We start from the raw sequence: 21,816 nt of genomic DNA, 5'->3' as shown, positions 1-21,816 counted from the left end.
TGAAAAGGCGCGCTATTGTAACGCGTCGGCCGGCGCGACTGCAGCGACGCGCCGGCACTGGCGGGGACCGATCAGGATGCGGCCGCCGGCACGCGTTTTGCGCGCAGGCTCGCGAGCACGATGCCGGCGATGACACACGCGAGCGCGATGCCGTGCGCGAGCGTCGGGCGCTCGCCGAGGAATGCGATCCCGTACGCGGCCGCGGCGATCGGCAGTACCGCGCTGAACACGCCGGCGAGGCTGCCCGGCACGTGCCGGATGCCTTTCATCCACAACCAGAACGAGAAGATGCTGGCCGACAGGCCATACCAGACGACGAGCGCCCACGTCCCGGCCGGCACGCTTGCGTAATCGAAATGCCACAGCGCCGTCGCGCCGAGCGGCAGCATCAGGAACAGGCCGAACAGGTGCGTGTACGCACAGATGTCGATCGGTGCGAGCGTCTGCGTGAGCCGGCGCGACAGGATCACGTAGATCGATTCGCAGCACACCGCGCCGAGGATCAGCAGGTTGCCGGTCAGCGAGCCGGATGCGTCGCCGTGGGCGCCGTGTGCGGCCGCGCTGCCGTTGGCGAGGTTGATCGTCACGACGCCGGCGATCGCGAGCGCGATCGACACGAGCGCACGGCCGTTCGGTTTCTCGCGCAGGATCAGCCATGCGAACAGTGCGACGATCGCCGGGATCGTGCTCGTGATGACGCCGGCCGCCACCGCGCTCGTGCGCTGCACGCCGTTGAGCATCAGCAGCGTAAACATGAAGGTGCCGAAGAACGCCTGCAGGAACAGGTTCAGCCATTCGCCGCGCTTGACCGCGCGCATCTTCACGGGGCTGAACAGCGGCCACAGCACGGCGATCGCGATCACGAAGCGCAGTGTGGCGAGGATGGCGACGGGGACGAATGCAACGATGGATTTACCGATACCGACGTTGCTGCCGACGAACAGCATCGACAGGATGAGGAAGAGGGCGTAGCGATTCAAGCTGGAATCCGGGGGGCGAGTTCAGTTAGGATTGTAGGGTCGCGGTCGTTACAGCGCAAAGCGCCGCCCGGCGTGCGAAACGGCCATGCCGCGTAAGTGACGGGTAAGTTGGAGCGCTTATCGTGGAAATTGCCGCGCCGCACGTTCATCGTCGTGTGACGTGGTGCGGTGCAGCATCGCGCGCAGCCTTCGCGGCCGCGTGCGGATGGGTGGGAGACAGCGGCGCACATGCGCCGGCCAAGACGCGCGGCGCGCACGATCGCGCCGCCATGCAGAGGATTCATGTTCACCAAGGGGTTGTCGATGTCTGCGATTGAATCGGTTCTTCACGAAACCCGCCAGTTTGCGCCGCCTGCGGCGCTCGAGCAGGCGGCGGCCATTTCCGGCATGCCGGCCTATCGCGCGCTCGTCGCCGAGGCCGAGCGCGATTACGAAGGCTTCTGGGCGCGTCTCGCGCGCGAGGGCCTCGCGTGGCACAAGCCGTTTACGAAGGTGCTCGACGAGAGCAACGCGCCGTTATACAAGTGGTTCGACGACGGCGAGCTCAACGCGTCGTACAACTGCCTCGACCGCCACGTCGAAGCCGGCAACGGCGAGCGTGTCGCGGTGATCTTCGAAGCCGACGACGGCACCGTCACGCGCGTCACTTATGCCGATCTGCTGGCACGCGTGTCGCGCTTCGCGAACGCGCTGAAGAAACGCGGGATCGGCAAGGGCGATCGTGTCGTCATCTACATCCCGATGTCGATCGAAGGCATCGTCGCGATGCAGGCCTGCGCGCGCATCGGCGCGACGCACTCGGTCGTGTTCGGCGGCTTCTCCGCGAAATCGCTGAACGAGCGCCTCGTCGACGTCGGCGCGGTCGCGCTCGTCACGGCCGACGAGCAGGCGCGCGGCGGCAAGACGCTGCCGCTCAAGAGCATCGCCGACGAGGCGATCGCGATGGGCGGCTGCGAAGCGGTGAAGAGCGTGATCGTCTATCGCCGCACCGGCGGCAAGATCGACTGGCATGCGGGCCGCGACTTGTGGATGCACGAGATCGTGGACGGCGAAGCCGACCGCTGCGAGCCGGAATGGGTCGGCGCCGAGCATCCGCTGTTCATCCTGTATACGTCGGGCTCGACCGGCAAGCCGAAGGGCGTGCAGCACAGCACCGGCGGCTACCTGCTGTGGGCCGCGCAGACGATGAAGTGGACCTTCGACTGGAAGCCGACCGACGTGTTCTGGTGCACGGCCGACATCGGCTGGGTCACCGGTCACACGTACATCACGTACGGCCCGCTCGCGTGCGGCGGCACGCAGGTCGTGTTCGAGGGCGTGCCGACCTACCCGGACGCCGGCCGTTTCTGGAAGATGATCGGCGACCACAAGGTCAGCGTGTTCTACACCGCGCCGACCGCGATCCGTTCGCTGATCAAGGCGGCCGACGCCGACGACAAGGTGCACCCGAAGAGCTATGACCTGTCGAGCCTGCGCATCATCGGCACGGTCGGCGAGCCGATCAATCCGGAAGCGTGGATGTGGTATCACAAGCACGTCGGCCAGGAGCGCTGCCCGATCGTCGATACGTGGTGGCAGACCGAGACGGGCGGCCACATGATCACGCCGCTGCCGGGCGCGACGCCGACCGTGCCCGGTTCGTGCACGCTGCCGCTGCCGGGCATCATGGCCGCGGTGGTCGACGAGACGGGCCAGGACGTGCCGAACGGTCAGGGCGGCATCCTCGTCGTCAAGCGCCCGTGGCCCGCGATGATCCGAACGATCTGGGGCGATCCGGAACGCTTCAAGAAGAGTTATTACCCGGAAGAACTCGGCGGCACGCTCTATCTCGCCGGCGACGGCACCGTGCGCGACAAGGACACCGGCTACTTCACGATCATGGGCCGGATCGACGACGTGCTGAACGTGTCGGGCCACCGGCTCGGCACGATGGAGATCGAGTCGGCACTGGTGTCGCACGAGCTGGTTGCCGAGGCGGCCGTGGTCGGCCGGCCGGACGACACGACGGGCGAGGCGGTCGTTGCATTCGTGGTGCTGAAGCGTTCGCGTCCGGAGGGCGAGGAAGCGGCGGTGCTCGCGAAGACGCTGCGCGACTGGGTTGGCAAGCAGATCGGGCCGATCGCGAAGCCGAAGGACATCCGCTTCGGCGACAACCTGCCGAAGACGCGCTCGGGCAAGATCATGCGCCGCCTGCTGCGCTCGCTTGCGAAGGGCGAGGCGATCACGCAGGACACGTCCACGCTCGAGAATCCGGCCATCCTCGATCAGCTCGCCGAAGTGCGCTGATCTCACTTGTCGTGCGCCACGCGCGCATGAGCCCCTGCGCGGCAATCCCGATTGTCCGCGCAGGGGCTTTTTGCTAAATAACGGCATGACCGTTCCGACCCGTCCGGCGCCTGTCGCGCCGCCGCCCGTTCCCGAGCCGCTTGCGCGTGCCCACGCGCGCTACTGGCGCTTCAATGTCGCGTTGATCGCAGTGCTGATGGCGATCGGTTTCTCGGTGTCGTTCATCGTGCCGTTCTTCGGGCCCGCGCTCGCCGGGGTCCGGTTCGCCGGCTTCAGCCTGCCGTTCTATGTCGGCGCGCAGGGCGCGATTCTCGTGTACCTCGTGCTGATCGTCGTCTACATCGGGCTGATGCAGCGCGCGGACCGCATGCTGCGCCGCGCGTACGACGACCATGCGGCGCGCACCGGCAATGCGCACGGCGGGCGCTGATTCATGCTGACGCATCGGCTGATACGCGCATACGCGCTCTACACGCTGGGTTTTCTCGGGTTCGTGCTGCTGATGTGGCGGATCGAGCGCGCGACCGGCTCCGGTGTCTGGATCGGCTACGTGTTCCTGTTCGTGCCGATCGCCGTGTATGCGGTGATCGGGCTGCTGTCGCGCACGTCCGATCTCGTCGAGTACTACGTGGCCGGGCGGCGCGTGCCGTCCGCATTCAACGGGATGGCGACGGCGGCCGACTGGCTGTCGGCCGCGTCGTTCATCGGCCTGGCCGGGTCGCTGTACTCAACCGGCTACGACGCGCTGGCGTACGTGATGGGCTGGACGGGCGGGTTCTGCCTCGTCGCCTTCCTGCTCGCGCCTTATGTGCGCAAGCTCGCGCGCTATACGATTCCCGACTTTCTCGGCACGCGCTTCTCGAGCACGGCCGTGCGCGCGCTGGCGGCCGGCGCGGCGATCCTGTGTTCGTTCGTGTACCTGGTCGCGCAGATCCAGGGGATCGGGTTGATCGCGACGCGCTTCATCGGCGTCGATTTCGCGATCGGGATCTTCTGCGGGCTCGCGGGCATTCTCGTGTGCTCGTTTCTCGGCGGGATGCGCGCGGTCACGTGGACGCAGGTCGCGCAGTACATCATCCTGATCAGCGCGATCCTGATTCCGGTGTCGCTGATCGCGATGAAGAACGGGCTCGGCCCCGTGCCGCAGTTCAATTACGGCAAGCTGATGGAGCGCGTCGCGGCGCGCGAGGCGCAGGTGCGGGATGCGGCCGACGAGCAGCAGGTGCGCGACGCGTATCGGCGGCAAGCCGCGGACATCCAGACGCGGCTCGACCGGTTGCCGGCGTCCTATGCGGACGCGCGCAGGCATCTCGTCGACCAGCTCGCCGACTTGCGGCGCCACAACGGGCCGCTGCGCGAGATCAGCCAGCGCGAGCGCGAGCTCTCCGACTTCCCCCGCGATCCGGCGGCGGCGCGCGTCGCGTGGACGCAGGCCCGCGACGATCTGCTGGCCCGTGCAGAGCCGCCCGTGCCGATGCACGAGCCGTTTCCCGCCGCGAGCGACGACGAACGCAAGCCGCGCGAGCGGAATTTCCTCGCGCTGCTGATGTGCCTGTCGCTCGGCACCGCGAGCCTGCCGCATATCCTGACGCGCTACAACACGACCACGTCGGTCGCGTCGGCGCGCCGCTCGGTCGGCTGGACGCTGTTCTTCATCGCGCTGTTCTACCTGAGCGTGCCGGTGCTCGCGGTGCTGATCAAGTACGAGATCCTTGCGAACCTTGTCGGGCGGCCGTTCGCCGAATTGCCGGCGTGGGTCACGCAATGGCATCACTTCGAACCCGACCTGATCAGCGTCGTCGAGGTGATTCGCGACGGCATCGTGCACTGGTCGGAAATCCAGATGCAGCCGGACATGGTCGTGCTGGCCGCGCCGGAGATCGCGGGGCTGCCGTATGTCGTGTCGGGGCTGATCGCGGCCGGCGCGCTTGCCGCCGCGCTGTCGACCGCGGACGGGCTGCTGCTGACGATCGCGAACGCGCTGTCGCACGATGTCTATTACTGCATGGTGGCACCCGACGCGTCGAGCCAGCGGCGCGTGACGATCTCGAAGGTGCTGCTGCTCGGCGTCGCGCTGTTCGCGTCGTATGTCGCGTCGCTCAATACAGGGAAGATCTTGTTTCTCGTCGGCGCGGCGTTCTCGCTGGCGGCATCGAGCTTCTTTCCGGTGCTCGTGCTCGGCGTGTTCTGGAAGCGCACGACGACGCGCGGCGCGATCGCCGGGATGGTGACGGGGCTCGCGGTGTGCGTGTACTACATCGTGTCGACCTATCCGTACTTCACTCAGTTGACGGGGTTCGCGGGGCACACGTGGTTCGGGATCGAGCCGATCAGTTCGGGCGTGTTCGGCGTGCCGGCGGGGTTTGCGGTGGCGATTGCGGTGAGTTTGTGCGATCGGCGGCCGGATGATTACACGCGGGCGTTGGTGGATTACATCAGGCATCCGTGATGCGGGAGGCGGGCGGATGGGGAGGGTGTCGGCGCCCCAAACGCCCAAAACGAAAAGCCCCTTGATTTGTCGGGAAATCAAGGGGCTTCTTGCATTCTGGCGGAGAGAGGGGGATTCGAACCCCCGATAGGCGATTAACCTATACACGCTTTCCAGGCGTGCGACTTAAACCACTCATCCATCTCTCCGGAAGACCGAGAGTATAGCAAACTCTGGCGGCGGCTCGCCACCCCCTTGCACGCCCATCAGAAATCCGTCGTCATCGACGGTCGCCGCGCAGGCATCGGAACGGACGTGCGATCATTGGCCGGTTCGCATTCGTCGTAACAAATCGGCTGAGCCGATTGCAACCCGTGTGGCCGATGCCGACGATGCGACCCGTTCGCTCCGCTCCCTTTGAAGGAATGCCACGCCATGTCGCTCTCCGCCTTGCTCGCATTTGCCCTGATCCTGTCCGTCGGCGTCGCGACGCCCGGCCCGACGGTGTTGCTTGCGATGAGCAACGGTTCGCGATACGGCTTGCGTCACGCGATGGTCGGCATGCTCGGCGCCGTCACCGCCGACGTCGTGCTCGTCGCGCTGGTCGGGCTCGGCCTTGGCGTGCTGCTCGACGCGTCGGAAACGGCGTTCGTGACGCTGAAGCTGCTCGGCGCGGCGTGGCTTGCGTATGTCGGCATCCGGATGCTGATGTCGAGCGGCCATTCCACCGCGGCGCAGGAACCCGAGCACCCGACGCCCGATCGCCGGACCGCGTTCCTGAAGAGCTTTTTCGTCGCGATGAGCAACCCGAAGTACTACCTGTTCATGTCCGCGCTGCTGCCGCAGTTCGTCGACCGGTCGCACGCGATCGCGCCGCAATACGCGATCCTTGCGGCGACGATCGTCGCGATCGACGTCATCGGGATGACCGGTTACGCGCTGCTCGGCGTGCATTCGGTGCGCGTATGGAAAGCTGCCGGGGAGAAGTGGCTTAACCGGGTCAGCGGGTCGCTGCTGCTTATGCTCGCGGGGTATGTCGCGCTGTATCGCAAGACCGCGAACTGACGCGGCGATGCATCTGGAAAGCGGCACGCCGACACTGGCGCGGCGATGAAGCTGGTCGATCGCTTTACGCTCGAAACGCATGATGGTCCGTACGAATCGTGGCCGTCACGCACGCGTGTGCTCGTGGATGGCGTGCGCTCCGGTCTCGCCATTTCCGGCTATATGCTGCTCCGCCAGTTCGAGATGCCGGCCGCATATCTGCTCGTTACCGACTACGACTGCTTTGAAAGATTGTAAATTTTAAAACCCTGTCAGACGGTTTGCTCAAGGGATTCTAAAATCCTTCAAAAGTTCGTCATCGCCCTGACAATTTGATATGCTCGCCGAAAACGAGACGGGCGGCACTCCCAGGACGGACCAGCGGGCGTGGTTGCCCGATGAATAACGAAGTAAAACAAAATCCTGAGAGTCACGCTGTGAATACAGCCGAATTGCTACGCGCATTTGCGTCCGGGGTGGTCGATCAGAATAATCGACCGATTCGCATGAACTGGGGGCCTGCCCAGAAGACGCTCGAGCAGGTGCTTGCTCTCCAGTATGCCGACGTCCGGGAAGGATTGATGACGGGCATCGAGGGGCATCTGACCTGCGTGTCCGCACGTGCCGATCTCCCGATCCGCAGCTTCATCGGGCTACCTGTCTCCGTCGAGATGACGACCGATCGCGGGCGTCTCCACACCATCAACGGTATCGTCACCGACGTTCGTACCGGACAGTCGGACGGGTCCCTGACCTGCTACCAGTTGACGATTCGCGACGTGCTGTCCGTGATGGAGCGGCGGACCAACTCGCGACTATTTCGCACCAAGAGCCTGCCCGACATCCTTGCGGTGCTGCTTCAGGAGTGGCGCCAGCGCAGCTCCGCGCTCGCCGGCGCATTCGAATTCGATCTGTCCGGCCTGCAAGGCGAGCGTTACCCGGCACGCGAACTCACGCGGCAGGTCAACGAGTCGGATGCGCACTTCATCCGGCGGCTGCTGCGGCGGGACGGTGCGACCGTATTCGTCAAGGCGGGCAAGGCGGGCGAGCGGGCGAACGGCAATGCGAACGACACGCCGGTGCATACGCTTGTCTTTGCCGACGACTCGATGAAGCTGCCGGAGACGGTTGCCGGCACCGTCCGTTACCACCGCGATGCAGCCACCGAAGAGCGCGATTCGATCACGCTGTGGGCGACGAGCCGCAGGTTGATTCCGGGCAAGATCGTCCGGCCGACGTGGGATTACAAGAGCGGCCGGATGTCCCAAACCGAGCAGGCGACGATCGTCGACCAGGGCGACGGCGGCAATGACCTCGGGCATTTGCTGGCCGACGCCGTCATCGATATCCCGCACGCTGGAAATTCGTCGTCGGACCTCGACCGGATCGGCAAGGACCGGATGCTTGCGCACGAGCTGCGCGCCGAATCCGTCGACGGCGTGAGCAATGTGCGCGATCTGGCCGTGGGTCACTGGTTTGCGCTCGCCGAGCATCCGCAACTCGATACGTTGCCGGCCGAGCAGCGGCAGTTCGTCGTCACGTCGCTTCATCATCGCGTGCGGAACAACCTGCCGAAGGAACTGAACGAGCGCGCGCAGTCGCTGTTCGCGGCAAGCCGCGTGCTGTTCAACGCCGTGCCGACCGATGTGAGCAGCAAGCCGGGCGATGAAAGCGACACGCGCTACGAGAACACGTTCTCGTGCGTTCGGCGCGGCGTGCCGCTGACGCCTGCCTACGATCCCCATGTCGACCTGCCGCCCGTGCATCCGATGACGGCCGTCGTCGTCGGGCCGCAGGGAGAGGAGGTGTTTTGCGATGAAATGGGCCGCATCCGTGTGCGGATCCAGGGGCTGAACGCAGACGATCACGCGCACGCGCAGGGCGCCGGGACGAGCGGCACGCCGTCCGACAGCGCGCCGGTACGCGTCGCCTGCGCGCTCGCCGGGCCGAGCTTCGGCGCGAATACCTTGCCGCGCGTCGGCATGGAGGTGCTGATCGGCCATATCGGCGGCGATCCGGACCGGCTCGTCGTAATGGGCGTGCTGGCCAACGGGCCGAACATGCCGGCGACCTTCAGCCATACCGGTGCGCTGCCGGGCAACCGCTATCTGTCCGGCACGAAGACGAAGGAAATCAAGGGGCAGCGATACAACCAGATCCGCTTCGACGATACGCCGGGGCAGATCAGCAGCCAGCTGGCGAGCGAGCACGCGTACAGCCAGTTGAACCTCGGCTATCTGACACAGCCGCGCGATAACGGCCAGGGCGCGGCGCGTGGCGAAGGCGCCGAATTGCGCAGCGATGCGCACGTCGCGATTCGCAGCGGCAAGGCGATGCTGATCTCGGCCTGGGAACGGCTGCGTGCGAGTGACGGTCACCTCGCGCGGGATGAGTATCTGCAACTGATGCAGGAATGCGTCGAATTGTTCAAGAGTCTCGGCGACTATGCGGGCCAGCATCAGGGTGTTGCACCGGATACGCAGCCGCACGATGCGCTCATGACGACGGTGAAAGGCTGGCCGAACGGGGAAGCGTCCGGGGGCGGCGAGTCGTCAGGCGCGTCGGTGGCGGCGATCGGGATCACCGCGCCCGCTGGGATCAGCATGGCGACGCCGAAGACCGTCACGACCCATGCGGGCGGTAACGTCGATGTCGTCGCGCAGAACCACCTGCAATACACGAGCGGGCAGCGGATCAACCTGCAGGCCGGGCATGGTGTGGCGATGTTCGCGCACAGCGAAGGGGTTTCTGCGATAGCCAATCGGGGGAAGGTTGCGCTGCAGAGCCAGAACGACGATACGCAGATCGATTCGGCGAAAAACATTCAGATGACGGCGGGAGGCGGGAAGCTCGCGGGCATGGCCAGCGAGCAGGTCGTGTTCGTGACGTCGGGCGGCGCGTATCTGAAGCTGCATGGCGGGGATATCGAGCTCGGATGTCCGGGGAGTTTTACCGTCAAATCCGCATCGCACACGTGGGCCGGGCCGGCGAGCATGAGCGCCGATTTTCCGAAGTTCGATCAGGGCTCGCTGGGGCGGGTGCCGAAGCTGGTCAGGGCCACCGACGGGCAACCGGTCGAGGGCATGGAGGCCGAGGTGCGGAAGGCGTCGGGCGAGTTGATCAAGGGGAAGACCGACGCGCAAGGCAAGCTGTCGCCGGTCAGCAGCGATCAGTTCGAACAATTGGCGGTTCGCTTTTTCAAGTCGAGAACCTGAGCTGAGTCTTCAAGAAAAACAACATGTTCAACTATAACTTTGCGCAAGACGCGAACGGGCAGACGCCGACGACCGATCCGTCGCAGATGCCGGTGGGCGGTGGAGTGGGGACGACGCTGTTCAACCGCAACGACCTTCAATGCGTGATGCAGATGCCGCTGCCGGGCGTCGTCATTTTCGTCCACGGGGTGAATTCGGAGGGCGAATGGTTCAAGGAGGCCGAGAAAGGACTGTGCGACGGATTGAACCGGCGCATGGGGCGTTATGACGATCAGTTGTTTCACTGCGGGCCGGTGGCCGGGCAGATGACGCCGGTCAGTTATATCGACAGCCTGACGCCTGACGGATTCCTGAATCCGGATATGTCATCGCAGACGTACATCAAGCCCGATCCGTCCTTTTCACCCGTCATTCACTTTCGGTGGGGCTATTCCGCGAACGCGGAGGAGCTGAAGGAGTATGGCGACAAGATCATGCTCAACGAGAAGAATTACTGGGGCGGAGGCCCTTTCGCGGGAGGGTGTTCGAGCCTGCCGGATCTGTGGAACGATGGGCTGAACGACCGGCTCTTCCTGTGGTTGACCGTTCAGCACATGAATGGCATCGGCAATCGCAAGATCTACTCGACTCCGCCGCGCATTTACGGCGTGCTTGGGGCACTGCGGCTTGCGCGCCTGGTCGAATCGATTCGCAAGAGACAGGCCGACGCGCCGATCACGATCGTGTGCCATAGCCAGGGAAACATGATTGGTCTCGCCGCAGCATTTCTCGGCGACCGTTTGCCCGAGGTAACGGATCAGTGGGGCAAGAGCGGGCGCTGCGTTGCGGACACTTATGTTCTCGCCAATCCCCCGTACAGCCTTGTGGAAAGCAACATGACTGACACCTGGGCGCAGCGCGGGGTCCGCGACAAGGACGGGCACGTGGGGCGCGAGACCTATGTCGCGCGCAAGGAAACGCTACGGGAGTACTTCGATATCCTTCGCGCCCGGGCCGATCTGGAGATGCCTGCGGAGGATCTCGATCGCGCGATGGAAAACGCGCGACCGTCGAAGAATGGCGGGAAACCGTATAGCGCAGCCAAGGACCGAGAGGCGCACGGGTTGTACCAGAAAAACACCTACGGGAGAGTGACGTTGTACTGCTGCCCGCATGACCAGGTGATTTCCGCACTGACCGTCCAGGGAATCGGCTGGCGCGGCATGTGTATCGACGAGATCAATGCGACAAACGGGTGGGGCGTTTTCTCGCAACGTGTGTTCGCATCGAATATCCAGGTGGGCGGTGAAACCAAGCTGTACCGGTATTGGCAGGATGACTGGCGCAAGGACAAGAACGAAAAGGAAGGCTTCTGGTATCCGTCGTCACCGCCTGCACGGTATGGCCTTGGACGAGGCATGCATTCAAATGAAGGGTTGTTCACGAAATTCATCACGCTTGTAACGAGCCCAGCCCTCTATCTGTTCAATTTGACGGACATGAAGGTCAATGCTGATCCGCCGAAAGATTGGGAAATCCCGATTACGGCTCCGATGCTCGATAAAGAAACACGCTTCGAGCCGCAGGCGTTGCGCTACGGCAAACCATCGGGCGCTTGCGACGGGCAGGGGAAACCGATCGAGGAAGGGCGCTTCAACGAGGGTTACGATCCGCCGTCGGCTGCACGCGATGCTGGTAAGGAAAACAAGCGAGACGACGATCCGTACGACAACTTCGACACGAAGTCGGAAAAGTTCAAGACCGAGGGTGACGCGCTGAAAGCGAAGGGTGATGCTGAATCGGAGGCTGCGCAACGGTATGAGGATCATTCGATTCTTCGTATGGAAGCGAGAAGGTCGAAGAATCGCGAATGGGTGGACGAGGAAGGAAGGGTGGTCGGAGAGGATGACCCATCAGTCGCATCAGCAGACTACGCCGAATGGCGGAACAAGGAAGTCTTCGACATTCTGAATGGGGGCGACAAGAATAACCCTACCAACCATTCGACCATCATGACCAACAAGGAGCATGCTGAAAAGGCATTGGCTTATGATGTGGCAATCGGGCTGTGTTATTTGACAGAGCTTGATTTTTACAGGTTGAGGATCGAGGCCGATTGGAGATTCGTTGAAGGGTTGAATAAGGATAATTCGAGTCGGAAATTTTCCGAGTACATTTCATTCGGAAAATTTGAGAAAAAATTTCTGCAAGATTGGGTGAAAGTAGACAAGACTGCTGCGATGCCATCGAAAATACATGACGAGCGTGATGGGGGATTCTTCATGAAGATCGGGAGTATTCTATGAGCGCGGTCATCGCCACGTGGCCTCGTCGCGCAGGACTTGCGTGCGTTGTGATGATCCTGGCCTCGTCGGTCTCGCTCGCGCTGTCGATTGCCGCCGGCGATACGTCGAGCGTGCTATCAAATTTGGGAGAGTTGATGAAGCGAATAGTGTTGCTGCCGGGACTGCTGGCAATCGTGGCGTTTGCGTTGACGACGGCTCTGTCGGCGCCGAAAGCGGTAGCCGCTTCATCCGTCGGCAAGGTGAATGCTGGCGTGGCTGCGGAGTCGTCAAGACCCTTTGTGGCGCAAGTGGTGGGTCTTGAATGGATGAACCCGTTGCAGAGACGAGACTATCCGACAGAGTGGCAGTTGTTGTGGACGCTTGAGTTGGTTAAGCCAAATAGTAGCGACGATATGGTTCGGACAAATCCGAAAAAGTACTCGACTCTACAGCCGATTTCAATTGTGGCGGACGGCCAGTGGGGTAGCGAGTCATTCGAGGGGTTTTATGAAAAATATATCGATAAGCTGCTCGTTTTGTTTCGCACGCGTTACGTGACGAATTCCAATTATTTTTACACAGTCAAGTCTGACGACAAAAAGAAGTGGCGTGAATTGGCCGGTATTCGCGTTGAGCTTGCGATCCCGTCTGGTCGTCTGGATCCGGAGCGTGCGAAGGTGTATGTGCGCGACAACATGGTCAATGCGTATGAGATCGGTAACCCCTCGGCCAAAGATCTGTGGAGCCGCGATACGCCTCCCGATGTGCACGTGACGTCGGGGCAAGGGAATGCCGGTTTTACATCGTTGAACGCGGCCCTGGACTATCTCGCATCGCATCCGGACAAGAGCGTATGGGTGATGAACTGGGACGCGCCGAGTTTTCCTCCGAAGGATGGGCAAATCAACGAGAACATGGTGGTGCTGTTCCTCGCTGGCCCGGATCTGAAGACCGAGCGTGAGCCGCTGGCATGGATCGGCAAAGCTGCACGAAGCAACGTCAAGGATTTCGAGGCGAAGCAAGGCGCGAGCCGCGCGGTGCAGGCATGGAAGTCGACGATCGATACGGCGGCGAGTAATGCAGGTGTGCCGGTGTCGTCGGTAAATTACATCGTGCACGACGCGGGCAAGGGTAGCGATGTCGCATCGACACGAATTGCCGCACTGTCGCAGACGCTGACGGAAGTGCTGCCGGAATACGATTTCCGTATGCAGACTTTCAATACGTCGGCGTTGCTCGGTGACATGGGCGCCGGTGCGGCGCTGACCGATGTGGCGCTGGCGATCGGCCGAGCGAATCATCTCGGCGGAAACGTGCTCGTAGCCGGAACAACCGACATCGAGCATCCGACCGCGGTGGTGGTCGTCGCGCCTTCGAAGCTGACGCCGATCGACGCAGGCAAGGACTGGTTCCGTGCACGTGGCGAAAACAACGCGTACTTGCCGTGGTGGGGGCGCCGTCACGATGCGCGGCCGGCGTCGCAAGGTTATTCGGAATAAGGAGCGCGCATGCGCGGAATCATTCGGGTCGGCGATGCGACGAGCCACGGAGGTCAGGTCGTGACCGGCAGCGCGGTCAGTGAAGTGATGGGGCGGCCGGTCGCCCGACTCGGTGATACGTGCGTCTGCCCGATCTCAGGGCATCAGGCGTGCTTTATCGCCGAAGGCGATCCGCAGGTCATCATCGACGGAAAACCCGCCGCTTTCGACGGTCACAAGACATCGTGCGGCGCGACGCTGATTTCGAGTCTGGCGTCGTCCGGGCGGGAATGAATTGCCGGATCGCTCGCCTCGAGAAATTCACTACGTTGCACGACAGCAGCGCTCCAGTTCGACGGAGTGCCGGACTGGTCCGCGTGATTGACCGGTTCGATCTGGAACATCCATGCACCGCTTCACTCTTGTCAGACGCGCTGGGTTCGTCTCGATCGTCATGGCGGCGCTCTTGTCAGGTCCGCCGTTGCGGGCTGAGACGAGCGCCAGATCGGCGCAATCTGCTGAGGGCGCGTCTGCTGCGCCCTTCGTTGCTCAGGTTGTAGGGCTTGGTTGGATGAATCCCCTTCAACGCAGGGATTACCCCACTGAGTGGCAAATATTGTGGACGCTTGGTCTGGTAAAGCCGAATGTCAACGATGATATGGTTCGTACTAGTCCCAAAAAGTATTCAACATTGCAACCGATTTCTATCGTGGCCGATGGCCGCTGGGGGCGTGAATCGTTTTCCGGATTCTATAAGAAGTATGTCAATGAGTTGCTGATACTTTTTCGGACTCGGTATTTCACGAATGAGGATTATTTTTACACGGTTGGCTCGGATAGTCAGAAGAAGTGGCGAGAATTGGCTGGCATGCATGTCGAGCTGGCAATTCCCTCTGGTCGACTCGATCCAGGATTGGCGGCATCACATTTGCGAGATCAGATTGTTAATTTTTTCGAAATAGGGAATCCGTCCGCCAAAAATTTATGGAGCCACGACACACCGCCCGATGTGCACGTGACATCGGGGCAGGGGAATGCCGGCTTTACATCGCTGAACGCGGCACTGGACTATCTGGCCACCCACCCCGACAAAAGCGCGTGGGTGATGAACTGGGATGCACCCAGTTTCCCGCCGAAGGACGAACAGATCAACGAGAACATGGTGGTGCTGTTCCTCGCTGGCCCCGACCTGAAGACCGAACGCGAGCCGCTGGCATGGATCGGCAAGGCTGCACGAAGTAACGTCAAGGATTTCGAAGCGAAGCAAGGCGCGAGCCGTGCGGTACAGGCATGGAAGTCGACGATCGATACGGCGGCGAGTAATGCAGGCATGCCGGTGTCGTCGGTAAATTACATCGTGCACGACGCGGGCAAGGGTAGCGATGTCGCATCGACACGAATTGCCGCACTGTCGCAGACGCTGACGGAAGTGCTGCCGGAATACGATTTCCGTACGCAGACTTTCAATACGTCGGCGTTGCTCGGTGACATGGGCGCCGGTGCGGCGCTGACCGATGTGGCGCTGGCGATTGGCCGCGCGAACCACCTCGGCGGAAACGTGCTCGTAGCCGGAACAACCGACATCGAGCATCCGACCGCGGTGGTGGTCGTCGCGCCTTCGAAGCTGACGCCGATCGACGCAGGCAAGGACTGGTTCCGTGCACGTGGCGAAAACAACGCGTACTTGCCGTGGTGGGGGCGCCGTCACGATGCGCGGCCGGCGTCGCAAGGTTATTCGGAATAAGGAGCGCGCATGCGCGGAATCATTCGGGTCGGCGATGCGACGAGCCACGGAGGTCAGGTCGTGACCGGCAGCGCGGTCAGTGAAGTGATGGGGCGGCCGGTCGCCCGACTCGGTGATACGTGCGTCTGCCCGATCTCAGGGCATCAGGCGTGCTTTATCGCCGAAGGCGATCCGCAGGTCATCATCGACGGAAAACCCGCCGCTTTCGACGGTCACAAGACATCGTGCGGCGCGACGCTGATTTCGAGTCTGGCGTCGTCCGGGCGGGAATGAATTGCCGGATCGCTCGCCTCGAGAAATTCACTACGTTGCACGACAGCAGCGCTCCAGTTCGACGGAGTGCCGGACTGGTCCGCGTGATTGACCGGTTCGATCAGGAACATCCATGCACCGCTTCACCCTTGTCAGACGCGTTGGATTCGTCTCAATCGTCATGGCGACAATCTTGTCGGAACGACCGACATCGAACATCCGACCGCAGTGGTGGTCGTTGCACCTTCGAAACTCACACCGATTGACGCAAGCAAAGGACTAGTTCCGCGCACGCGGCGGAAACAACGCGTACTTGCCGCGGTGTGGCCGTCGTCACGATGCGGGTCCGGCAACGCAAGGTTATTCAGAGTAGGACCGACGCAGGGTGATTGGTGCGATACGGCCGCAGGTCCGCATATCGACGGGTACGCCGCCTGATGAGTCGCGACAGTGTGCGGCATTAAGCAATCTGTAACAATCAGCGGAATAGCGCAAGTCGATTTCTTTCAAAACACTTTCTATTTGGCGCTTTCCGGGCCACCCGTCAAATCCGGATTCTCACTCCATCAAGGGGTTTGCCCGCGTCTTCCCGGAGCACGCATCGAGATTTTCGATCGTCCACATTACAATGTGTATTGAAAATGAAAGATTGACCTCCCTTGACGCATCGCACCGTCGCCATTTATTGTCCGTCTGCCGCCCGTGAGAGAGCACGACGGCAATCGCGGAAGCGCGCCTCGCGCGCACGACAACACGTAGCAAAAAGCAGAAAAGGAAACGTGGTAGCCACATGAAGCCGCTATTCGATGACAAGAAATCCGATGCGGTCAGCGATCGTCCTTCCACCCCGTCTTTGTCACCCGTCGCCGTGCCCGCCGCCACCGTCGTGCCGGCAGCGCAGCCGACGGAGCACGCGCGCCTGATCTCCGTCGACGAGATCGACCAGCTCGGCGCGACGCAGGGCACGCGGATCGCCGCCTTCTCCCAGCAGATACTCGCGAGCGTCCGTGCGTCCGACGCCGACCAGTTCGGCGACAAGCTCAACGAACTGATCTCGACCGCGAAAGGACTCGACCCGCGCGGTGCCGACAAGGGCGGTTTCATCACGCAAGTCACGCGGCTGTTCCGCTCGACGAAGGAAAAGCTGCTGTCGCAATACGAGTCGGTGAGCAAGCGGATGGATACGCTCGTCGTCGAGCTCGAAAACCATGCGCAGCGCCAGAAGGCCGGCATCGACGAGCTCGAGCGGATGTACAACGACAACTACGCGCTGCACCAGGAGCTCGCGCAGTCGAAGGCGCACGGCGAATCGGCGCTCGCGACGCTGCGCGCGCATCTCGCGGCCGGCCAGCAGCCAGCGGACGACGCGTTCGCCGCGCAGCGCCTGCTCGACGTGAAGCGCAAGGTCGACGCGCTCGAAAGCAAGCTCGACGACCTCGACCGCGCGATGCTGATGTCGAAGCAGCTCGCGCCGCAGATCCGGATGGAGCAGGACCAGAAACGCACGCTGACGTCGAAGTTCATGACGATCAAGACCGTGCTGATCCCCGCGTGGACCAACGCGTTCGCGCTCTACCTCGAGCAGCTCGGCACGAAGCGCGCGGCGGCGCTCGCGAACGCGACATACGACGCGGCCGACGAGGCGATCCGCGCGCAGGCCGACCTGAATCGCCAGAACGCGCAGGAAGTCGCGAAGCTCGGCCAGCGCCCGGTGATCTCGACCGACACGTTCGAATACGCGCAGCAGCAGCTGTTCGGCGCATTCGACGACGTCACGCAGATCATCGCCGACGGCAAGCGCCAGCGTGAGCAGGACGCGCCGCGCCTGCGCCAGCTCGAACAGGACCTGATCACCCGATTCGCTCCGAAGCATAACTAAGGAACACCGCATGATTACGCTTGAGAAACGCGCGGCGAAGGTCGCGATCGTCCTCGAAAAACGCCAGATCCTGAAGCCGCCCGTCGTGCGTGTCGGCGCGGCGCTCGACATCTCGGGCTCCGCGAAGCCGCTTTACCAGTCGGGCGTGATCCAGGAGACGCACGACAGGATCCTCGGCATCGCACTGAAGTTCGACGACAACGGCGAAGTCGATACGTGGACCTTCACCGAAGGCTACGACCGCCTGCCGACCGCGACGCCGGACAACTACGGCTCATATATCTCCGATCACGTGCTCGAAGCCCGGATCGACAAGTGGGGCGGCACGCAGTACGCGCCGGTGATGAACGACATCGTCGACTTCTTCTTCCGCGCGCCGGAGCCGAAGCGCGAAGAAAAGCGCGGCTTCCTGAGCCGGCTGTTCGGCGGCGCGGACGAAGCGCCCGCGCCGGCCGCCTCCGCACCGGTGAACGGCCACCTGCCCGCATGGGTGCTGTTCGTCACCGACGGGCAGAACCCGAACAACGACCGCAAGCGCGTGCGCCAGTTGATGGCCGAGTCTCAGCACTTTCCGCTGTACTGGTCGCTGGTCGGCGTCGGCGATCCGAACGAATTCGGCTTCCTCGCGGAAGTCGCGGACGAAATGCCGAACGTCGGCTTCCTGCATCTCGAGTCGCTCGATCTCAGCGACGAACAGATCTACGAACAGTTGATCACGCAGGAATTCTGCGACTGGGTGCGCGCGAAGTAAGCGCGGCCCGCATGCCCCTTTTTCAAAACTCGATTACCCCATCATGTTGAAAGACTTCAAGATCCCGCTGTCGCTCACCGTGCTCGCGCTGGTCGCGGCCTATCTCCTCGGCGGCGTAAAGGACATGCTGATCGTCGCGGTCCTGTGCGTGCTCGAAATTTCGCTGTCGCTCGACAACGCGGTCGTCAATGCATCGGTGCTCAAGAACTGGTCGGAGAAGTGGCGCAACCGCTTCATGGTGTTCGGCCTGCCGGTTGCCGTGTTCGGCATGCGGCTCGTGTTCCCGCTGCTGATCGTCGCGGTGATCGGCCACATCGGAATGTGGGATGCGCTGACGCTCGCGATCGAATCGCCGGAGAAGTACGCTGCGATTCTGACCTCCGCGCATCACCAGGTGTCGGCGTTCGGCGGCGCGTTCCTGCTGATGGTGTTCTTCAAGTTCATGCTCGACACCGAGAAGGACGAGCACTGGATCGGTTTCCTCGAAGGCCCGATGCGCCATCTCGGCCGCATCACGGCGCTGGAAGTGGCGCTGACGCTCGCGATCGTGATCGTCGCGTCGTTCTATGTGCCGGCGGCCGAGCAGGTCAGCTTCCTGCTCGCGGGCGCGTTCGGCGTGATCAGCTTCGTGATTGCGCACGGCATCGGCGACCTGATCGGCGGCGAGGACACCGGCACGCGCGTGGTGCGCGAAGGCGTCGCGGGCTTCATGTATCTCGAAGTGCTCGATTCGTCGTTCAGCTTCGACGGCGTGATCGGCGCGTTCGCGCTGTCGAACAACATCTTCCTGATCGCGCTCGGCCTCGGCGTCGGCGCGGCCTACATCCGGGAGATGACGCTCGTGCTGCTGAAGAAGGGCACGCTCGCGCAGTATCGCTTTCTCGAACACGGCGCGTTCTGGGCGATCGGTGCGCTCGCAACGATCATGTTCCTCGGCGTGAAGTTCGAGGTGCCCGAGGTCGTCACGGGCCTGATCGGTGCGGCGATGATCGCGGCGGCCGTGTGGTCGTCGATCGTCGTGCAACGCAAGGAAGACCGGACCGCCGTGGCGGGCAAGTAATACGCGCGGCACGGACACCATCAACGAGGGGCCGCGCACGGCGGCCCGGCATTGCCGCCGGCGCAACGGCGGTTCCAGCAGAAGAGGTTCAGATGATCAATTTGTCGAAAGGCGGTCGCGTCAACCTGTCGAAGGAAGCGCCCGGCACGCAGAAATTCCGCATCGGTCTCGGTTGGGACGCAAACGCGACGGACACGGGCACGGATTTCGATCTCGACGTGTCGGTGTTCCTGTGCAAGTACGATGCGCAGACCAATCCGAAGCTGATCTCGGATCAGCACTTCGTGTTCTACAACAGCGAAGTGCGTACGATGGACCGTAACGAAACCTTCATCCAGCCGGGTGACGATTTCCCGAAGCGCGGGATGCCGGCGTCGAAGTGCATGGGCGTCGTGCATAGCGGTGACAACCGCACGGGCAGCGGCGGCGGCGACGATGAAGTGATCTTCATCGACATGACGAAGCTTGCTGCCGACGTCGAGGAAATCTCGGTGGTCGTGACGATCGACCAGGCCGAAGCGCGCCGCCAGAATTTCGGACAGGTTCGCAACAGCTACATCCAGATCGCCGACGAGGTGTCGGGTACGATGATCGCGAAGTATGCGCTTGAGGAAGATTTCTCGATGGAGACGTCGGTGCAGGTCGGCAGCTTCTATCGCCGCGACGGCCACTTCATGTTCAAGGCGGTCGGCGCCGGCTACAACCGCGGCCTCGGCGACTTCGTGCGCGCGTACGGCGGCGCGGTCTGACTGGCGGCAGCCCGGCGTAAGGGAAACCGCAGCGCCGGGCGGGATGCAGCGATGACGAATCCGTCCGACGAGCCGAAGCGGCTCGAGTTCGATACGACGCCCGAGCGCACGCCCGGGCGTCTTGCGTTCGACGCGCCGTCCACGGCCGGTGTGCCGGCCGCGCGTGTGCCCGACCGGCCGGCGCCGCAGGCGCTCGACTTCGGGCCGGCGTCCGACAAGGCCGTGCGCGCGGCGCCCGCCGATGCGATTGGCCGCGCGCTGTTCGGCGAGTCGAACCACCCGCTGCTCGAAGCGTGCTTCCGCGCCGCGCAGGCGAGCTTCCCGAATCTCTATCCCGACTTCGCGCCGCGCATCGAGCGGCACATCCGGCAACTGGTGCCGCTCAAGCTTGCGACGGTAGCGACGATCGGCGACGGTGCGCTGGAGACGGCGGGCAACCTCGTCGAAGCCGTCGCGGCGACGACGCGCGAATTCAACGAATTCGGCGCGGCCGACATGATGGCCGGCCTGCTCGCGCAGGCGACGCGCAAGGCCGGCATGTTCGAACGCTGGTTCGGCGCGGCGTCGAGCCATGTCGACTACCGCGCGGCGCTCGGCGCGCTCAAGCAATCGCTCGGCTTCTTCCCGCGTCGCACCGAGGAGCTTGCCGCGAAGGTTCGCCATGCGGAAGAAAACCTTGTGGTCGTGCTCGCGGCGCTGAGCGCGGTGGCGGACGTCGTGCGCGTGCCGGACGACGCAGGCGTCGAGCGCACGCTGTTCGACCGCCGCAACATCGTCGGGCAGGCCGTCCAGCAGATCCGGATACAGCCCGCGCAACTGCGCGGGCTCGACGAGCGCGTGACCGACCTGCTGTCGCGCGCCGATCACCTGATGAACGTCGTGTTGCCCGCGGCACTGGCGGCGCGACCGCAGCGCTGAGCGAACGGCACGACGGCCACGTGCGCTTCGGCGCGCGTGGTCGCTGCCCGGGCCATGCTTCGTCACGCCGTTTCGCGCGCACTGGCGCGAGTCTGCTATCTTCCCGGGCATCTCATCGCTTTTCCGCCGATTCTCCATGACTGACCGCATCGTCGCCGCATTCGATTTCGATGGCACCATCACGACCACCGACAGCTTTCGCCATTTCGTCCGCTATGCGGTCGGCACGCCGCGCTTCGCGTGGGCCGGGCTGCGCGCGCTGCCGTGGATCGTCGCGATGAAGGCCGGGTTGCTGTCGCGCGGCGACGCGAAGGCGAAGTTCGCGTCGTTCGCGTTCGGGCCGGTGCGCGAGGACGCGCTCGATGCGCTGGCAAGCACTTTCGCCGGTACGACCCTGCCGCGCTTCGTGCGACCGGAAATGCTCGAACGGATTCGCGAGCATCGGGCGCGCGGGCATGAAGTCGTGCTGGTCAGCGCGTCGCCGTCGCTGTATCTGGAGAAGTGGGCGAAGACGGCCGGTTTCGACGCCGTGCTCGCGACGCGGCTTGCGTTCGAGCGCGGCGCATTCGCCGGGCGGCTCGACGGCGAGAACTGCTGGGGGCCGCAGAAGGTCGTGCGGCTGCGCGGGTGGTGGGGCGACCGGCCGCCGACTCAACTGTTCGCGTACGGCGACAGCCGCGGCGACAAGGAAATGGCCGAACTCGCGAACTGGTCGTGGATCCGCGGGCAGGGAGCGATGCCGCCGATCGGCGATTGATACGGCGCGCT

At 63.3% G+C, this 21,816-nt stretch carries 18 protein-coding genes, 1 tRNA gene and 1 pseudogene; 18 read left to right on the top strand and 2 right to left on the bottom strand.

All coding sequences use genetic code 11. The annotated features are described in order from the left end of the window. Positions 1-71: 71 nt before the first annotated feature. Positions 72-980, bottom strand: coding sequence for a DMT family transporter (locus tag FPJ27_RS30385; RefSeq protein WP_204423873.1), 909 nt, complete (start codon positions 978-980; stop codon positions 72-74). Between the two features lie 303 nt (positions 981-1,283). On the opposite strand from FPJ27_RS30385, the gene acs reads away from it, so the two are divergent. From acs to FPJ27_RS30370, 3 genes are all read left to right on the top strand, one after another. Next, on the top strand, positions 1,284-3,266 hold the full coding sequence (gene acs / locus FPJ27_RS30380; RefSeq protein WP_204423871.1) for an acetate--CoA ligase: 1,983 nt from the start codon (positions 1,284-1,286) through the stop codon (positions 3,264-3,266). Positions 3,267-3,351: 85 nt separating this feature from the next. Then, on the top strand, positions 3,352-3,696 hold the full coding sequence (locus FPJ27_RS30375) for a DUF4212 domain-containing protein (RefSeq protein ID WP_204423869.1): 345 nt from the start codon (positions 3,352-3,354) through the stop codon (positions 3,694-3,696). Positions 3,697-3,699: 3 nt separating this feature from the next. Beyond that, positions 3,700-5,715 (top strand): sodium:solute symporter family protein, encoded by a 2,016-nt coding sequence (locus FPJ27_RS30370; RefSeq protein ID WP_204423866.1) that lies wholly within the window; start codon positions 3,700-3,702, stop codon positions 5,713-5,715. 97 nt (positions 5,716-5,812) lie between these two features. On the opposite strand, the gene FPJ27_RS30365 is transcribed toward FPJ27_RS30370, so the two are convergent. Continuing rightward, a tRNA-Ser gene (locus tag FPJ27_RS30365) sits at positions 5,813-5,903 on the bottom strand. A gap of 226 nt (positions 5,904-6,129) precedes the next feature. Between FPJ27_RS30365 and FPJ27_RS30360 the strand changes: the two genes are divergently transcribed. The 15 genes and pseudogenes from FPJ27_RS30360 to FPJ27_RS30295 all read left to right on the top strand — a co-directional run bounded on the left by FPJ27_RS30360 (position 6,130) and on the right by FPJ27_RS30295 (position 21,805). After that, positions 6,130-6,759, top strand: a complete 630-nt coding sequence (locus tag FPJ27_RS30360) for a LysE family translocator (RefSeq protein WP_072436940.1) — start codon at positions 6,130-6,132, stop codon at positions 6,757-6,759. Between the two features lie 45 nt (positions 6,760-6,804). Next, positions 6,805-6,996 (top strand): hypothetical protein, encoded by a 192-nt coding sequence (locus FPJ27_RS30355; RefSeq protein WP_239483335.1) that lies wholly within the window; start codon positions 6,805-6,807, stop codon positions 6,994-6,996. Positions 6,997-7,175: 179 nt separating this feature from the next. After that, positions 7,176-9,953, top strand: a complete 2,778-nt coding sequence (locus tag FPJ27_RS30350) for a type VI secretion system Vgr family protein (protein ID WP_204423864.1) — start codon at positions 7,176-7,178, stop codon at positions 9,951-9,953. Between the two features lie 23 nt (positions 9,954-9,976). Next, the gene (locus tag FPJ27_RS30345) at positions 9,977-12,238 is read left to right on the top strand and encodes a hypothetical protein (protein WP_204423862.1); all 2,262 of its coding nucleotides are present in this window, start codon (positions 9,977-9,979) and stop codon (positions 12,236-12,238) included. Then, the gene (locus tag FPJ27_RS30340; protein WP_204423860.1) at positions 12,235-13,716 is read left to right on the top strand and encodes a virulence factor; all 1,482 of its coding nucleotides are present in this window, start codon (positions 12,235-12,237) and stop codon (positions 13,714-13,716) included. The genes FPJ27_RS30345 and FPJ27_RS30340 overlap by 4 nt, the downstream gene beginning before the upstream one ends. Positions 13,717-13,725: 9 nt before the next feature. Beyond that, positions 13,726-13,989, top strand: coding sequence for a PAAR domain-containing protein (locus FPJ27_RS30335; protein WP_072436943.1), 264 nt, complete (start codon positions 13,726-13,728; stop codon positions 13,987-13,989). A 112-nt stretch (positions 13,990-14,101) separates the two neighbouring features. Then, positions 14,102-15,439 (top strand): virulence factor, encoded by a 1,338-nt coding sequence (locus tag FPJ27_RS30330; RefSeq protein ID WP_204423857.1) that lies wholly within the window; start codon positions 14,102-14,104, stop codon positions 15,437-15,439. 9 nt (positions 15,440-15,448) lie between these two features. Continuing rightward, entirely contained in the window at positions 15,449-15,712 is a 264-nt protein-coding gene (locus FPJ27_RS30325; RefSeq protein WP_072436943.1) for a PAAR domain-containing protein, read from the top strand. Between the two features lie 162 nt (positions 15,713-15,874). After that, positions 15,875-16,064, top strand: a pseudogene (locus tag FPJ27_RS36675) (virulence factor); the annotation flags it as partial. Positions 16,065-16,481: 417 nt separating this feature from the next. After that, entirely contained in the window at positions 16,482-17,570 is a 1,089-nt protein-coding gene (locus FPJ27_RS30320) for a toxic anion resistance protein (protein WP_204423855.1), read from the top strand. 10 nt (positions 17,571-17,580) lie between these two features. After that, the gene (locus FPJ27_RS30315) at positions 17,581-18,321 is read left to right on the top strand and encodes a VWA domain-containing protein (RefSeq protein WP_204423853.1); all 741 of its coding nucleotides are present in this window, start codon (positions 17,581-17,583) and stop codon (positions 18,319-18,321) included. 43 nt (positions 18,322-18,364) lie between these two features. Beyond that, complete coding sequence (locus tag FPJ27_RS30310; RefSeq protein ID WP_072436946.1) at positions 18,365-19,381, top strand: DUF475 domain-containing protein; 1,017 nt, start codon at positions 18,365-18,367, stop codon at positions 19,379-19,381. A 92-nt stretch (positions 19,382-19,473) separates the two neighbouring features. Continuing rightward, a complete protein-coding gene (locus FPJ27_RS30305; protein ID WP_072436947.1) occupies positions 19,474-20,130 on the top strand; it encodes a TerD family protein in 657 nt (218 codons plus the stop codon). 51 nt (positions 20,131-20,181) lie between these two features. Then, entirely contained in the window at positions 20,182-21,048 is an 867-nt protein-coding gene (locus FPJ27_RS30300; protein ID WP_204423850.1) for a hypothetical protein, read from the top strand. A gap of 136 nt (positions 21,049-21,184) precedes the next feature. Further along, complete coding sequence (locus tag FPJ27_RS30295) at positions 21,185-21,805, top strand: HAD family hydrolase (RefSeq protein WP_072436949.1); 621 nt, start codon at positions 21,185-21,187, stop codon at positions 21,803-21,805. Positions 21,806-21,816: the final 11 nt, after the last annotated feature.

The sequence above is a fragment of the Burkholderia sp. MS455 genome (assembly GCF_016899445.1).
Classification (GTDB): domain Bacteria; phylum Pseudomonadota; class Gammaproteobacteria; order Burkholderiales; family Burkholderiaceae; genus Burkholderia; species Burkholderia pyrrocinia_C.
This window is presented reverse-complemented; position numbering and strand designations above follow the sequence as displayed.

Coding starts and splice junctions, on each gene's coding strand:
- acs (WP_204423871.1), top strand. CDS start 1,284: ATGTCTGCGATTGAATCGGTTCTTCACGAAACCCGCCAGTTTGCGCCG.
- FPJ27_RS30375 (WP_204423869.1), top strand. CDS start 3,352: ATGACCGTTCCGACCCGTCCGGCGCCTGTCGCGCCGCCGCCCGTTCCC.
- FPJ27_RS30370 (WP_204423866.1), top strand. CDS start 3,700: ATGCTGACGCATCGGCTGATACGCGCATACGCGCTCTACACGCTGGGT.
- FPJ27_RS30360 (WP_072436940.1), top strand. CDS start 6,130: ATGTCGCTCTCCGCCTTGCTCGCATTTGCCCTGATCCTGTCCGTCGGC.
- FPJ27_RS30355 (WP_239483335.1), top strand. CDS start 6,805: ATGAAGCTGGTCGATCGCTTTACGCTCGAAACGCATGATGGTCCGTAC.
- FPJ27_RS30345 (WP_204423862.1), top strand. CDS start 9,977: ATGTTCAACTATAACTTTGCGCAAGACGCGAACGGGCAGACGCCGACG.
- FPJ27_RS30340 (WP_204423860.1), top strand. CDS start 12,235: ATGAGCGCGGTCATCGCCACGTGGCCTCGTCGCGCAGGACTTGCGTGC.
- FPJ27_RS30335 (WP_072436943.1), top strand. CDS start 13,726: ATGCGCGGAATCATTCGGGTCGGCGATGCGACGAGCCACGGAGGTCAG.
- FPJ27_RS30330 (WP_204423857.1), top strand. CDS start 14,102: ATGCACCGCTTCACTCTTGTCAGACGCGCTGGGTTCGTCTCGATCGTC.
- FPJ27_RS30325 (WP_072436943.1), top strand. CDS start 15,449: ATGCGCGGAATCATTCGGGTCGGCGATGCGACGAGCCACGGAGGTCAG.
- FPJ27_RS30320 (WP_204423855.1), top strand. CDS start 16,482: ATGAAGCCGCTATTCGATGACAAGAAATCCGATGCGGTCAGCGATCGT.
- FPJ27_RS30315 (WP_204423853.1), top strand. CDS start 17,581: ATGATTACGCTTGAGAAACGCGCGGCGAAGGTCGCGATCGTCCTCGAA.
- FPJ27_RS30310 (WP_072436946.1), top strand. CDS start 18,365: ATGTTGAAAGACTTCAAGATCCCGCTGTCGCTCACCGTGCTCGCGCTG.
- FPJ27_RS30305 (WP_072436947.1), top strand. CDS start 19,474: ATGATCAATTTGTCGAAAGGCGGTCGCGTCAACCTGTCGAAGGAAGCG.
- FPJ27_RS30300 (WP_204423850.1), top strand. CDS start 20,182: ATGACGAATCCGTCCGACGAGCCGAAGCGGCTCGAGTTCGATACGACG.
- FPJ27_RS30295 (WP_072436949.1), top strand. CDS start 21,185: ATGACTGACCGCATCGTCGCCGCATTCGATTTCGATGGCACCATCACG.